Genomic DNA, 14,227 nt, shown 5'->3' with positions numbered 1-14,227 from the left:
CGCGGCCGCCCGGCCGCTTGACCTCGTGTGCGCTCCAACCGGCACTGTCCTCGGTGCGGGCCCGTCCGGGTCCGCACCGAGGGGCTTTCGGCTCCCTCGGGTGAGCACGGTTCCCGGAGGGGACACCTGCCGCCGCAGTACGAGCACGAGGGCAGCGCGCGGCGGCTGCGGGTGCTGCGCGAGGTGGCCGCGGAGAGCGGGGCCACGCCGAACCAGGTGGTGCAGGCCTGGATGCTCGGCGGCCGCGTGCCCGTGCTGCCGGTCCTGGGGGTCAGCACGGTCGCCCAGCTCGACGAGCTGCTGGCCGCCGCCGAGCTCGGCCTGGACGCGGAGGCGCGGGCCCGGCTGGACGCGGCCTGACGGATACGGGACGGAGGGGGAAGGGGCGCAAGGGGGCCGGCCCCGTTCCCCTCGCCGCACGCCGTTCTCCCGTACCCCGGCGGGGCGTTGTCAGTGCCCGCCGGTACGTTCTGGGGACCGTTCCGATCGACCCCGGAGGTTGTTGACGTGACCGACATGCTGCCCGAGTCCTGGCGAGGCGTCCTCGGCGAAGAGCTGGAGAAGCCGTACTTCGCGGAGCTCATGGCCTTCGTCGAGGAGGAGCGGGCGGCCGGGCCGGTGTACCCGCCGCGCGAGGAGGTCTTCGCGGCGCTGCACGCGACGCCGTACGACCGGGTGAAGGTGCTCGTCCTCGGGCAGGACCCGTACCACGGCGAGGGCCAGGGCCACGGGCTGTGCTTCTCCGTCCGCCCCGGGGTGCGGGTCCCGCCGTCGCTGCGGAACATCTACAAGGAGCTGAAGGAGGACCTCGGCCACCCGGTCCCGGACAACGGCTTCCTGATGCCCTGGGCCGAGCAGGGGGTCCTGCTGCTCAACGCCGTGCTGACCGTCCGGGCCGGCGAGGCCAACTCGCACAAGGGCAAGGGCTGGGAGCGCTTCACGGATGCCGTGATCAGCGCCGTCGCCGCCCGGCCCGACCCGGCCGTCTTCGTGCTGTGGGGGAACTACGCCAAGAAGAAGCTGCCCCTGATCGACACCGAGCGGCACACGGTGGTGCAGGGGGCGCACCCGTCGCCGCTGTCGGCGAAGAAGTTCCTCGGGAGCCGGCCCTTCAGCCAGATCGACAAGGCCGTCGCCGACCACGGCCACACCCCGATCGACTGGCGCATACCGGACCTGGGCTGAGCTTTCCGGACCCGGGGCCGAGCCCCCGCCCGGCATCCGTCCGCCCGGGCCCGCCCGGCCGTCCGCTGCGCCGGGTGGGCCGGTGGCCGCGCGGGGGCCGGGTGGTGTGGTTAGCGTCGGAGGACGGGACGGGCCGCGCGTCGGAGGACGGCGGTGAACAGGAACGCGGAAGGGACCGGAGGTGCCGGTGCAGGAGGAAGAGCGGCGGGAGTCCGCCTCCCGGGAGAGCGGTGGTGACGACCCGCTGATGACGAGGATCGGGCAGGTGGTCATGCTCCTGCACGCCGGTGACCGGGAGGAGGCCCGGGACCGCTTCGCCCGCTTGTGGGAGGAGGCCGGGGAGGGCGGCGACGGCCTGCACCGCTGCACCATCGCCCACTACATGGCCGACACCCAGGACGACCCGGAGTGCGAGCTGGAGTGGGACCTGCGGGCCCTGGCCGCCGCGGACTCCCTCTCGGAGGGACGGGTGCGGCGGCACGACGCGGCCGTGGGGCCGCGCGGCTTCTACCCCTCGCTGCACCTCAACCTCGCGGCCGACTACGCCAAGCTGGGCCGGACCGGGCGGGCGCGGGCGGAGCTGGCCCGGGCCCGCGCCGCCTCGGCCGTGCTGGACACCGGTGACGCCACCACCGGTCCGTACGCCGCCGGGGTCCTCGCCGCGATCGACCGGATGGAGACGCGGCTGGCGGACGGTGCCGGGCAGTCGCCGTAGAGGTTCCGGCGCTCCGGGGGTGTCCGGCCGCCCGTCTCGCGGCGGCCGGAGTGCTCCCCGGGCCCGCGGCCTTCCCCGCCGGCGCCGGAGGCGGGAGGACGCCCCGGGGCGACGGTCCGTCACTCCTGCGGAGCGGCGCGGTGGCGCGGCCCGGAGACGAGGCGTGACCCCCGGACGAGCATTCCGGCCAGCAGCTCCCGGATGTCCTCGCGGAGTTCCTCCCGGCCCGGAGTGGCCGTGTGGAAGGACCCGGCCGTGCAGGAGAAGAGAATCCCGTCGCACCAGGCGATCAGGGAGAGGGTGTGCCGCCGCGGGGCGCGGGAGCCGAGAGCGGTCAGCATCTCCTCCACCATCTCCCGGAACACCCGGCCCTGCGCGTCGTAGACGGCCCGCAGCTCCGGCCGGCGGGTGGCCTCCAGGGCCAGTTCGCAGCGGGCGACCAGCAGCCTGCGGTGCCCGGAGAGATAGCGGTGGAGGGCCGAGGCCAGGGTGTCGGCCAGCCCGTCGAGCCCGCCGGAGAGCGGGAGCCCGCCCTCCCCGGGGGCGAGGACCGCGCGCTCCCGCTCGGCCAGCCGCCGGACGGCGAGTTCCAGCAGCGCGGCCCGGGTCCGGGCGAGATTGGACGTGGAGCCCTGCGGCAGACCGGCCGCCTCGTCCACCGCCCGGTGCGTCAGCCCGCGCAGGCCGCGCTCCGCGAGCAGGCCGATCGCCGTGTCGGCGACCAGGGTGAGGCGGGACGCGCGGGGTGCTCCGGTGACCATGCCGCCCAATCTACCGCTGTCACTACAGCTGTAGTACGCTCACACCAAGGGAACTACAGCTGTAGTGACATCTGTGGAGGGACCATGACCCAGCCCCGAGCCGTCGTCATCGGCGGCGGCATCGGCGGGCTCACCGCCGCCGCCGCGCTGCACCGCCACGGATGGTCCGTGACCGTCCTCGAACGCAGCGCCGCTCTGGAGCCCGTCGGCGCCGGGATCGCGCTCGCGCCCAACGCCCAGCGCGCGCTGGACGTCATCGACGCGGGTGACGCCGTCCGCGCGATGTCCGCGTGGCAGGCGGGCGGCGGACTGCGGCTGCCCGGCGGCCGCTGGCTCTCCCGCACGACGAGCGACGCCGCGGCCGAGCGCTTCGGCGGCCCGGTGGTGATCGCCCACCGCGCCGCCCTCGTCGACCTGCTCCTCTCCCGGCTGCCCGCGGGATCCGTCCGGACGGGGGCCGCCGGGGAGATCACCGACCCCGGCGCTCCGGACCGCCCCGCCCGCGTCACCGTGACCGCCGCGGAAGCCGGTCCGGGCGTCCGGTCGGGCGGCGGCGGGAGCACGGGCCCGGACAGGGCCTCCGCCGCGCCGGACGCGGTGGTGCCCCCGGCCGGCGGCGCGTACCCCGCCACGCTGGACGCCGAACTCGTCGTCGCCGCCGACGGCATCCATTCGGCGGCCCGGCGCACCCTCTTCCCCGCGGCGCCCGCGCCCCGGTACGCCGGGTTCACCGCCTGGCGCTTCGTCGTTCCCGAGCCCGAGCAGCCGTTCGAGCCGCACGAGACCTGGGGCCGCGGGCTCGTCTGGGGGACGGTCCCGCTGCACGACGGGCGGGTCTACGTCTTCGCCACCGCTGCCGTCCCGGCCGGCGGCAGGGCGGCCGACGACGAGCGGGCCGAGCTGCTCCGGCGCTTCGGCGGCTGGCACCACCCCGTCCCGGCCCTCCTCGCCGCCGTCCGGCCGGGGGACATCCTGCGCAACGACGTGTACGCCGCCGCGGCCGCGCTGCCCGCGTACCACCGGGGCCGGGTGGCCCTCGTCGGCGACGCCGCCCACCCCATGACCCCCAACCTCGGCCAGGGCGGCTGCCAGGCCGTCGAGGACGCCGTGGTCCTCGCGCTCCTCACCGCCCGCGCGACGCCGGACGGCCCTGCCGGTGGCCCCGTCGGCGGCCCTGCCCGGACAGCCGCCCCCGGCGGCGCGGCCCCGGACGGAACGGTCCACGCCCTGGCCGCCTACACGGAGGCCCGGCTGGACCGCACCATGGAGGTCGTCAGGCGCTCCGGCCGCATCGGCCGGCTCACCACCTGGTCCTCCGCGCCCGTCTGCGCCCTGCGGACGGCCCTCTTCGCGGCCGTCAACAAGCTCGGTTCCCAGGTGGCCCTGCGCAGTCTCGACGGCATCGCCGACTGGAGCCCGCCGAGCCCCCCGTATGCTGACCGCCCACGGAATCCTCCGGCCGTCCGGGGCCGGCGGGACGTGCAGGACCGGGAGTAGAGCCTTGGTGAACCCCGCCCCGCTCAGAGTCGGCTGCATCGGGCTCGGGGACATCGCGCGGAAGGCGTATCTGCCGGTGCTCGCCGCCCAGCCGGGCCTCGAACTCCACCTGCACACCCGCACTCCGGCGACTCTGGCCCAGGTCGCCGACAGCCACCGCATCCCCGAACGGCAGCGCCACGCGACCCTCGACTCGCTCCTCGGCGCCGGCCTGGACGCGGCCTTCGTCCACGCGCCGACCAGCACCCACGCAGGCATCGTCACCCGGCTCGCGGAGGCCGGGGTACCGGTGCACGTCGACAAGCCGATCGCGTACCACTACGCCGACTCCGAGCGGATCGTCCGGCTGGCCGCCGAGCGGCGGGTCAGCCTCTTCGTCGGCTTCAACCGCCGCTTCGCACCCGCCTACGCGCAGTGCCGGGACCACCCACGCGACCTGATCCTGATGCAGAAGAACCGGATCGGCCTGCCCGAGGACCCGCGGACGTTCGTCCTGGACGACTTCATCCACGTCGTGGACACCCTGCGCTTCCTGCTGCCGGGCACCGCCGAGCACGTCGACGTGCGCACCCGGGTCCGGGACGGGCTGCTCCACCACGTGGTGCTCCAGCTCTCCGGCGACGGCTTCACGGCCATCGGCGTGATGAACCGGATGAGCGGCTCCGCCGAGGAGATCCTGGAGGTCTCCGGGCAGGACACCAAGCGCCAGGTGGCCAACCTCGCCGAGATCACCGACCACAAGGGCCAGCCCAGCGTGCGCCGCCGCGGCGACTGGGTGCCGGTCGCCCGGCAGCGCGGCATCGAGCAGGCGGCGCTGTTCTTCCTGGACGCCGTGCGCGCGGGCCGGCTGCTCACCGCCGAGGACGCCCTGGCGACGCATGAGCTGTGCGAGCGGGTGGTGACGGCGGCTTCGGGGATGTCCGGCGGCGGGACAGGCGCCGGATGACCTCGCGGAGGCAGAACAGGGCGAGCGCCAGGACGGCTCCGTAAACCGCCCAGTCGCCGAAGCGCACATACGGGCTGGTCCCCCGGGCGAGCGGCACCTCGTAGACGGAGGCCGTGCTGCTGTCCGTGCCGAGCCGGACCCCGATCCGCTCACCGCGGGGCCCGTGCACCGCGCTGACCCCGGTCAGGGTCGCGTGCACGAACGGCCGCCAGGTCTCCGCCGCGCGCAGCGCCGCCAGCGAGGCGTGCTGCTGCGGGGCCCAGCTGTCCTGGAACGAGGAGGTCGCCGACTGGGCGATCACCATCTCGGCGCCCTCGTGGACGAGATGGCGGCTCATGTCCGGGAACGCCGATTCGAAGCACACCAGCGGCCCGATCCGCAGCCGCTCACCGGACGCGCGCGCCGGGGCGGGGGTCTCCGTCACCACCGGGGCGGTGCCGCGGCGGCGGTCCTCGGTCGCGGCCCTTCCCACGGAGGTGGCCCAGCCCAGCAGGGAGCGGGCCGGGACGTACTCGCCGAAGGGCACCAGCCGCATCTTGTCGTAGCGCTCCCCGGTCACCCCGTCCGGACCGACGAGCACCGAACTCTTGTAGATCCCCGGCCGGTCGGAGCGGCGGGCGTCCACATTGACCAGGATTCCGGCGCCCACCTCCCGGGACAGGGCCGCCAGCCGCCGTTCCAGGTCCGGGCGGTCCCGCAGGTCCCGGCCGACGCTGCTCTCGCCCCACACCACCAGGTCCACCCGGCGCCCCGCCAGCCGGCGGGTCAGCTCGGCCTCCCGGTCGAAGCGCCGGTCCACGCTGCCCACACCGTTCACGATCCCCGGCTGGACCAGACCGATACGGGCCTGCCCGGAGCGCTCCGGAAGCGGTCCCGCCGACCAGGCGGTACCGGCCACCGCGGCGCACGCCAGCACGCCCACCAGCCCCGCCCGGCGGGCGCCCGGCACCGCGACGAGCACGGCGAGCGCGGTGTTCACCGCCACCAGCACCAGGCTCACCAGCCACACCCCGCCGAGCGAGGCGAGCCGCAGAGCCGGCGGCACCTGCCACTGACCGGCGCCGAGCAGCCCCCACGGACCGCCCAGGTACTCCCAGGAGCGCACCAGTTCCACCATCAGCCACCCGGACGGCACCAGCACCAGTGCCGCCGCCACCGAACGGGCACCGGGCCGCCCGGACAGCAGCCGCCGCACCAGCAGCCCCCAGGGCGCCCAGAGCAGCCCCAGCAGCCCGGCCAGCAGCAGGATGAAGACGTGCAGGCTCGGCATCAGCCAGTGGTGCACCGCCAGCAGGAAGCCCGTACCGCCCAGCCAGCCGTCGAGCGCCGCGCGGCGGCCCGTGGGAGCGGAGCGGATCAGCAGCAGCCAGGGCACGAGCGCGGTGTACGCCAGCCACCACAGCCCCGGCGCCGGAAAGACCAGGGCCGGCAGCGCCCCCGCCGCCAGTGCGGCGGCCCCGCGCCACCACGGGGAGTCCAGCGGACTTCCCCCGCTGCCGCCCGTCACCCGCATACATGTCCTCCCTCGTGCCGGCCCGCTGCCGGTGTGCGGTCAGTGTCCGGCACGGCGGCGGCGGGGGACAGCCCACCGTCTCCGTCCGGGTTCCCCGCACAGCGGTCGGATGCGTGTTCGCCCGGTCCGGGGGCTCCGCTCCGGGCGCGACGGTGTAGGACCGCGCCGGGTCCGCGCCGCGCCGGGGCCCGCGCCACGCCGTTACGGAGCGTCGGGCAGGGAGAGGCCCCGCCACCGCGCAGACGCCGGTTCCGCCGCGTTCAGACCACGGCACAGGGGAGCGCCGGCCGGTCGGTCTCTTCGACCGGCTCCCGGACTTCCGTCCGCTCGGGGAATACCGGGGCCGGGCCGGCGCCCTCCCGCGTCCCGCGCGGGCCCCGCTCGGCCGGAGCCCGGCGGCCCGCCTCCCCACGGTGCGCCGTGAGCACGACCAGGCCGTACACCGTGAGCGCGGCGGCGGCGAGCGCGGGCAGCGCCCCCGCCGCCCCGAAGCGGAAGCCCTCGCCCAGCAGGGCGATACCGGCCGCCGAGGCCACCACCGGATTGACGACGGTCACCGTGGCCAGCGGGGCCGCCAGCCCGCCGTCCCGGTACGAGGCCTGGGAGGCCAGCAGCCCGATGACCGCGAGCGCGGCCGTCACGGCGATGCCCGGCGCCTGCGCCACCAGGGCCGCCGGACTCCAGTCCGCGGCCACCGTCTTGGTGAACACCGAGGCGATCCCGAAGGCCACCCCGGCCGCCGCCGCCAGCAACGCGCTCCGCACGGCGGGCCGTGCGGCGCCCCGCGCCGCCACCACCAGTGACAGGAAGACCGCCAGGGCCACCACGGCCAGGGTCAGCTGATCCGGGCCGCTCAGCGTCCGGGCCGGAGGCGAAGCGGTCAGCGCCAGCAGCCCGGCCAGTCCGGCCGACACCAGCAGCGCACCGCGCCACCCGGTCCGTCCGGCCCGCCGCCCCACCCAGAGCGCGGCCATCGGCAGCACGAAGACGAGCGTCAGTACGCCCAGCGGCTGGACGACGGAGAGCGGCCCGAACCCCAGGGCCAGGACGTGCAGCACCGCGCCCGAACCGTTGAGCGCCACCGAGCCCCACCAGCGGGCGTTCCGCCACAGCGGCTCGGGCTCCGGGCGGCCGGCGGCCGACGCCGCGACCCGCTCCTGGAGGATGGCCGCGGCCGCGTAGCAGACGGCCGACACACCGGCCAGAACGACGGACAGCACCAGATCGCTCATGCCGGCCGCCTCAAGAGCGGTCCGCCGTGCGCCTGTTCCCGTCTGCCGTTGTCGTCCATGGGCCAAGACTTCCGCGTCCCGGGCGCGTTGTCGTCGTCCTGCCGTGGTGACCGTGTATACCGCCGGGGGAGTACGGCCGGGGCGCCGGTCAGTCCCGAGGGGGAGACGCGGCGCGGAGGGGAGGCGGGCGACGGCCCGCGGGAACCCTCAGGGACCGGTCCCCGTCTCCGTCCCCGTCTCCGTCCCCGTCCGCGTTCCGGTGCCGGCTTCCGTGCCGCCCTGTCCGGCCCCGCCGGAGCGTTCGAAGACCAGGGCGTCGCCGTCGCCGACATCGACCCGCACCCCGCTGTGCGGGCTCAGTTCGCCGCGGAGCAGCATCCGGGAGAGGCTGTTGTCCACCTCCCGCTGGATCGTCCGGCGCAGCGGGCGCGCCCCGTACTCGGGCTGGTAGCCGCGGTGCGCCAGCCAGTCGACGGCGGCCGGGGTGAACTCGACGCCGATGTCCTGCGCGTGCAGGCGCCGCCGGGTCTCGTTGAGCAGCATGTCGGTGATCTGACGCAGCTGGTCGTCGGCGAGCCGGCGGAAGATGACCACCTCGTCGATGCGGTTGAGGAACTCCGGCCGGAAGTGCTCGCGCAGCGGGCGCAGTACGCGTTCCCGGCGCGCCTCCTCGTCGGTCTCCGCGCCGGCGGCGCCGAAGCCCAGGGAGGTGCCCTTGGTGATCGCCTCCGAACCGAGGTTGCTGGTCATCACGACGACGGTGTTGGTGAAGTCCACCGTGCGGCCCTGGGCGTCGGTGAGCCGCCCGTCGTCCAGCACCTGCAGCAGCACGTTGAACACGTCGGGGTGCGCCTTCTCCACCTCGTCGAGGAGCAGCAGCGAGTACGGGTGCCGGCGCACCGCCTCGGTGAACTGCCCGGCCTCCTCGTGGCCCACGTAGCCGGGGGGCGCGCCGACCAGCCGGCTGACGGTGTGCTTCTCCTGGTACTCGCTCATGTCGAGCCGCACCATGCGTTCCTCGCTGCCGAACAGCGCCTCCGCCAGTGCGCGGGCCAGCTCGGTCTTGCCGACACCCGTGGGGCCGAGGAAGAGGAAGCTGCCGATGGGACGGTCCGGGCTGGCCAGCCCGGTACGGGAGCGCAGCACCGCGTCGGCGACGGCGGTGACGGCCTCGTCCTGGCCGACGACCCGGTGGTGCAGATGCTCCTCCAGGCCCAGCAGCCGGTCCTTCTCCTCCTGGGTGAGGCTGCTGACGGGAATGCCGGTCTGCCGGGAGACGACATCGGCGATGTCCTCGACGGTGACCTCCGGGATCCGGCTGCCGGAGGGCTGCTTCTTCTTCTCCCGGCTCCGGCCCTCGGCGATCCGCCGTTCCACCTCCGCCATCCGGTCCCGCAGCTGGGTGGCGCGCTCGTACTCCTCGGCCGCGACCGCCTGCGCCTTGTCCAGGGCGAGCTGCTCGGCCTCCCGCTCCAGGGCGCGGACGTCGGTGCCCCGGGTGGAGGAGCGCAGCCGGACCCGGGCGCCCGCCTGGTCCATCAGGTCGATCGCCTTGTCGGGCAGGAAGCGGTCGGTGAGATAGCGGTCGGAGAGATCGACGGCGGCGACCAGGGCCTCGTCCGAGTAGCGCACCTGGTGATGCGCCTCGTAGCGGTCGCTCAGGCCGCGGAGGATCTCCACGGCGTCCGCGGTGTCCGGTTCGGGCACCATGATCGGCTGGAAGCGGCGGGCGAGCGCCGCGTCCTTCTCGATGTGCCGCCGGTACTCCTCCAGCGTGGTGGCCCCGATGACGTGGAGCTCGCCGCGCGACAGCGGTGGTTTGAGCATGTTGCTCGCGTCCATCGGGCCGCTCTCCGAGCCGCCGCCCGCGCCGACGACGGTGTGCAGTTCGTCGATGAAGACGATCAGCTCGTCGGAGTGCGCCCGGATCTCCTCGATGATCCCGGTCAGCCGCTCCTCGAAGTCGCCCCGGTAGCGGGTGCCGGCCACCACACCGGCCAGGTCGAGCTGGATCACGCACCGGCCGAGCAGGACATCGGGGACGTCCGCGTCGGCGATGCGCTGCGCCAGCCCCTCGACCACCGCGGTCTTGCCGACTCCGGCCTCGCCGACGAGCACCGGGTTGTTCTTGCCGCGGCGGGCGAGCACCTCGATGGTCTGCTCGATCTGCTCCTCCCGGCCGATCACCGGGTCGATCCGCCCCTCGCGGGCCATCTCGGTGAGGTCGCGGCCGTACTTGTCGAGGTTCGGGGTGTTCCGCTCCTGGGGCCCCGGAGGACCGGGGGCGTGCTCGGGGCCTCCGGGCACGGCCGTCGCGCCGTGCTGCGCCCCGTGGTTGGGGTCGAAGTGCGCCGCGTCCAGGATCTGCCCCGCCGCGGAGTCGCGGTTGATGGCGAGAGCCATCAGCACATGCTCCGGACCGATGTACGAGGCGCCGGTGGACCGGGCGACATCGTGGGCGTCGAGCAGGGCGCGCTTGACGGCGGGGCTCACCGAGACGGTGTTGCGCGGCGGGCCCTCGTCGGTGATCCGGTCGATCTCCTCGACGATCTCGTCCGGGTCGGCGCCGGCCCGCGACACCATGGCCCGGGTCGGTTCGGTGGTGAGCGCGGCCCGCAGCAGATGCTCCGTGTCCAGATCGGGGCTGCCGTGCTGGGCCGCGTAAGTGGCCGCGCTGGACACGAGCCGCCTGGCGGGCTCGCTCATGAGGCGGCCGAAGTCCAGATACCGGGGACCGGGCGGCCGCCCGCCCGCGGCGGCGCCGAGGAAGCGCGCGAGGAAGTCTCCGATCGGGTCCCGGCCGTAGTCCTCCGGACCCGTGTATCCGCTGGTCATAGGCCATCCGTCCCGCCGGCCCGCCAGGCGCGGGGCCGGTCTGTCGTCGATCAGTGCGGCTCCTGCGCGGGTTTCCCGCTCAGCCGCGCCGACACCTCCGCCGGGCCGCCGATCCCGGGCCGGGCCGGTTCACCGCGCCGCTCCCGCCGCGGGGCGCCGCGCGGAGGAAGCGCGGGCCGGACGGCCGCCCTCTGCCGTTCCGGGGCTGGCCGTGGAAGAGTCCTTCCGGAGCGGACCCCGGCGGCCCGTTCCCGGGCCCAGACGGCGGCCGCCCCCGCTTGCCGCGCCCCGGCGCCTCCCACACCCCCACACCCCCACACCCCAGGAGACCGTGATGAGGACCACCGGAACCCCCCGAGCCGCCCGGACACCCGCCACCGGCCGCACCCGGAGGGCCGGGCGCGGGCCGGGGGCGCCGCGGACCCTCACCCCGGCCACCGCCCTGCTCGCCGGGGCACTGCTCGCGGCGGCCACCGCCTTACCCGGCTTCGCGGGCCCCGCGCCGGCCGCCGCCCCCGGCCCGTCCGTCACGCTGATCTCGGACACCCGGCTCGACGACCGGGCCCTCTACTTCGTCTCGTACAACGGCCTGGTCAACAACAACTCCTTCCAGAAGAACGGGATCCTCACCCACCGCGGCCACCAGTACGCGGCCTGGTACACCGCCGACCGCAGCGCCGTCGTCGCCCGCCGCGCCCTCGGCACCACCGACTGGCGCACCCTGACGCTCGACCACCGGCTGACCACCGACGACTCCCACAACGTCATCTCCATGGGGGTGTCCGCGGCCGACGGGCGGCTGCACATCCTGATGGACTCGCACAGCGACGGGCTCCACTACGTGAAGTCCGAAGCCGGCCTGATGAACGAACCCGCCGCGCGGGCCTGGCGGCGGGACGCCCTCGGCCCCGTGCAGACCAGCCTCGACGGGCTGCGCCTCACCGAGCGGTTCACCTATCCGCAGTTCGTCGCCGTGCCCGGCGGAGCGCTCCAGCTCAGCTACCGCGCCGGTGTCTCCGGCAACGGCCGCAACGGCCTGGCCGAGTACGACGGCGGCGGCTGGCGGGCGCTCGGCGAGTGGACCAGCTCCACCGGCACCTACACCAGCGAGCACGGCTCCAGCACCACGCGGAACATGTATCTGCACGGCATCGACTACAGCGCCGACGGCACCCTGCACGCCTTCTACACCTGGCGCGAGGGGAACAGCGCCGTCATGTGCGCCGGCGGCGGTCTCACCAACCACGACACCGGCTACGTCCGCTCCACCGACCGCGGCCGCACCTGGCGCACCGCGGCCGGCACGGTCGTGGGCACCACCGGCGGCGGCGACCGGGTCGCGGTCGGCGATCCCGGGACCGTCGCGGACCCGCTGGGCCCCGACCACGCGCTGATGAACCAGGAGAGCCAGGCCACCGACTCGCGGAACCTCCCGCACGCGGTCATCAGCTACGTCCCGGGCCGTTTCGGCCAGTGCACCACCGACTACGTCCGCGACCGAGTGAACAACGGCCGGGCCTTCCACGTCCGCCGGGACGCCGCGGGAGCCTGGCACAAGACGGAGATCCCGGAGCCCCTGCGGTCCAGCCAGCGCACCAAACTCGCCTTCGACCGCCACGACAACGCCTACGCGATCCTGCCCTTCGGCCGGATCGCCGCCGCCTCCGCCGCCTCCGGCTGGACCGACTGGAAACTCCTGTACGACGCGAGCGGGCTGAACGCCTTCGGCGAGGTCGTCCTCGACGAGACCCGGCTCGCCCAGGACGGCGTGCTGTCCTTCCTGTACCAGGAGAGGTCCACCGGGACCACGCCCTCGCCCGTCCACGTCATCGACTTCGCCCTGCCCGGCTGAGCGGGCCCGGCCCCGGGCGGCCCCCCGGCGGGCGGCCGCGCCCGGCACCCGCCCCGTACGGAGGCACCACCGGCCGTCCGGGGCGCGCCCGCCCGGTGATCGTGAGAGCGTTGACGGGCACGGCGGGGGTACCCGCACGCCACGGCACGCCCCGCCCGGGCACGACACAGCCGGTCACGCGAAGGAGCGTCGCGTCATGACCCTGCTCGATCCCCAGGCCTGGAGCGGCCTCGGCTGGACCGGAGGCTGGCAACGGCTGTCCGGCGGCGAGATCCCCGTCAAGGAGCCGGCCACCGGCGAGGTGCTCGGCAGCACCGGGTTCGCCGACGCCTCCGACATCGCCCGGTCCGCCGAGGCCGCGGCCGCCGCGCAGCCCGCCTGGGCCGCCGCCCCGTTCCACGAGCGCGCGGCGGTGCTGCGGCGGGCCGGCGACCTCTTCTACTCCCGGGCCGGCGAGATCGGCGACTGGCTCGTCCGGGAGGGCGGCAACGTCCCCGGCAAGGCGGAGTTCGAGATCCATGTGGCGGCCCAGGAGTGCTACGAGGCCGGTGCCCTCGCCTCCCGCCCGCCCGGGCAACTGCTGCCGACCGAGGAGCCGCGCCTGTCGTTCACCCAGCGCGTCCCGGTCGGCGTGGTCGGCGTGATCGCGCCGTTCAACGCGGCGCTGATCCTGGCGATCCGCTCCGTCGCGCCCGCGCTGGCGCTCGGCAACGCCGTGGTGCTGAAACCCGACCCCCGGACCCCGGTCTGCGGCGGCTTCGCCATCGCCCGGGTGTTCCAGGAGGCGGGGCTGCCGGCCGGGGTGCTGCACGTCCTGCCCGGGGCGGCGGACGCCGGACAGGCCATGGTCGTCCACCCCCGGGTGCCGGTCATCTCCTTCACCGGCTCCACCCGGGCGGGGCGGGCCGTCGGGGAGGCAGCGGGCCGCCACCTCAAACGCGCCCACCTGGAACTCGGCGGCAACTCCGCCCTGGTGGTCCTGGAGGATGCCGACCTCGACGCGGTGGTCTCCTCCGCCGCCTGGGGCTCGTTCTTCCACCAGGGCCAGATCTGCATGACCACCGGCCGCCACCTGGTCCACGAGTCCGTCTACGACGAGTACGTCCGGCGGCTCGCCGCCAAGGCCGAGTCCCTGACCGTCGGCGACCCGGCCCGGGAACCGGCGGTCCACCTCGGCCCGCTGATCGACGAACGCCAGCGGGACAGGATCCACGGACTCGTGAACGACAGCGTGCGGGCGGGCGCGCGGCTCGCGGCCGGCGGCACCCACGAGAACCTCTTCTACCGGCCCACCGTCCTCGCCGACGCCGGTGACACCCCCGCGTACGACGAGGAGGTCTTCGGGCCCGTGGCCCCGGTGCGCTCCTTCAAGGACGAGGACGAGGCCGCGGCCCTCGCCGCCGCCTCCGAATACGGTCTGGCGCTCGGCATCGTCACCCGCGACGCGGCCCGCGGCCTGGAGCTCGCCCGCCGCATCCCGACCGGGATCGTACACATCAACGACCAGACGGTCAGCGACGAGGCCGTGGCGCCCTTCGGCGGGGTGGCCGCCTCCGGCACCGGTTCGCGTTTCGGCGGCGACGCCAATCTCGACGCCTTCACCAGCCTCCGCTGGCTCACCGTCCGCTCCACGACGGCGGGTCATCCGTACTGACGGCGCGCCGTCCGTACGGAGGGACGGCCCCGGCCCG

Annotated in this window: 10 protein-coding genes and 1 pseudogene; 7 read left to right on the top strand and 4 right to left on the bottom strand. The window is 75.1% G+C overall.

What is annotated here, in order from left to right:
• Positions 1-126: 126 nt before the first annotated feature.
• From SXIN_RS01170 to SXIN_RS01160, 3 genes and pseudogenes are all read left to right on the top strand, one after another.
• Positions 127-360 (top strand): annotated as a pseudogene (locus SXIN_RS01170) (aldo/keto reductase); the annotation flags it as partial.
• A gap of 156 nt (positions 361-516) precedes the next feature.
• The gene (gene ung, locus SXIN_RS01165; protein WP_039820906.1) at positions 517-1,185 is read left to right on the top strand and encodes a uracil-DNA glycosylase; all 669 of its coding nucleotides are present in this window, start codon (positions 517-519) and stop codon (positions 1,183-1,185) included.
• Between the two features lie 247 nt (positions 1,186-1,432).
• Positions 1,433-1,900 (top strand): hypothetical protein, encoded by a 468-nt coding sequence (locus SXIN_RS01160; protein WP_095757859.1) that lies wholly within the window; start codon positions 1,433-1,435, stop codon positions 1,898-1,900.
• A gap of 119 nt (positions 1,901-2,019) precedes the next feature.
• On the opposite strand, the gene SXIN_RS01155 is transcribed toward SXIN_RS01160, so the two are convergent.
• Complete coding sequence (locus SXIN_RS01155; protein WP_095756432.1) at positions 2,020-2,661, bottom strand: TetR/AcrR family transcriptional regulator; 642 nt, start codon at positions 2,659-2,661, stop codon at positions 2,020-2,022.
• A gap of 84 nt (positions 2,662-2,745) precedes the next feature.
• Here SXIN_RS01155 and SXIN_RS01150 point away from each other — a divergent pair, with 84 nt between their 5' ends.
• Positions 2,746-4,158, top strand: coding sequence for an FAD-dependent monooxygenase (locus tag SXIN_RS01150; RefSeq protein ID WP_095756431.1), 1,413 nt, complete (start codon positions 2,746-2,748; stop codon positions 4,156-4,158).
• 4 nt (positions 4,159-4,162) lie between these two features.
• Positions 4,163-5,104: a Gfo/Idh/MocA family protein gene (locus tag SXIN_RS01145; RefSeq protein WP_238153633.1), complete on the top strand. Its 942-nt coding sequence runs from the start codon at positions 4,163-4,165 to the stop codon at positions 5,102-5,104.
• On the opposite strand, the gene lnt is transcribed toward SXIN_RS01145, so the two are convergent.
• From lnt to SXIN_RS01130, 3 genes are all read right to left on the bottom strand, one after another.
• A complete protein-coding gene (gene lnt / locus SXIN_RS01140; RefSeq protein WP_019708277.1) occupies positions 5,010-6,617 on the bottom strand; it encodes an apolipoprotein N-acyltransferase in 1,608 nt (535 codons plus the stop codon). The genes SXIN_RS01145 and lnt overlap by 95 nt on opposite strands.
• Before the next feature lie 260 nt (positions 6,618-6,877).
• The gene (locus SXIN_RS01135; protein WP_095756429.1) at positions 6,878-7,849 is read right to left on the bottom strand and encodes a DMT family transporter; all 972 of its coding nucleotides are present in this window, start codon (positions 7,847-7,849) and stop codon (positions 6,878-6,880) included.
• A 207-nt stretch (positions 7,850-8,056) separates the two neighbouring features.
• Positions 8,057-10,684 (bottom strand): ATP-dependent Clp protease ATP-binding subunit, encoded by a 2,628-nt coding sequence (locus SXIN_RS01130; RefSeq protein ID WP_019708279.1) that lies wholly within the window; start codon positions 10,682-10,684, stop codon positions 8,057-8,059.
• A gap of 334 nt (positions 10,685-11,018) precedes the next feature.
• Between SXIN_RS01130 and SXIN_RS01125 the strand changes: the two genes are divergently transcribed.
• Both SXIN_RS01125 and SXIN_RS01120 read left to right on the top strand, forming a co-directional pair.
• Positions 11,019-12,536 carry a BNR repeat-containing protein gene (locus SXIN_RS01125; RefSeq protein ID WP_095756428.1) on the top strand — a complete coding sequence of 506 codons (1,518 nt, stop codon included), beginning with the start codon at positions 11,019-11,021 and terminating at the stop codon, positions 12,534-12,536.
• A 196-nt stretch (positions 12,537-12,732) separates the two neighbouring features.
• Positions 12,733-14,190 (top strand): benzaldehyde dehydrogenase, encoded by a 1,458-nt coding sequence (locus SXIN_RS01120; RefSeq protein ID WP_095756427.1) that lies wholly within the window; start codon positions 12,733-12,735, stop codon positions 14,188-14,190.
• Positions 14,191-14,227 lie beyond the last annotated feature (37 nt).

The organism is Streptomyces xinghaiensis S187 (genome assembly GCF_000220705.2).
Taxonomy (GTDB): Bacteria; Actinomycetota; Actinomycetes; order Streptomycetales; family Streptomycetaceae; genus Streptomyces; species Streptomyces xinghaiensis.
The sequence above is the reverse complement of the archived record's forward strand: the minus strand, read 5'-3'. Positions and strand labels throughout refer to the sequence as shown.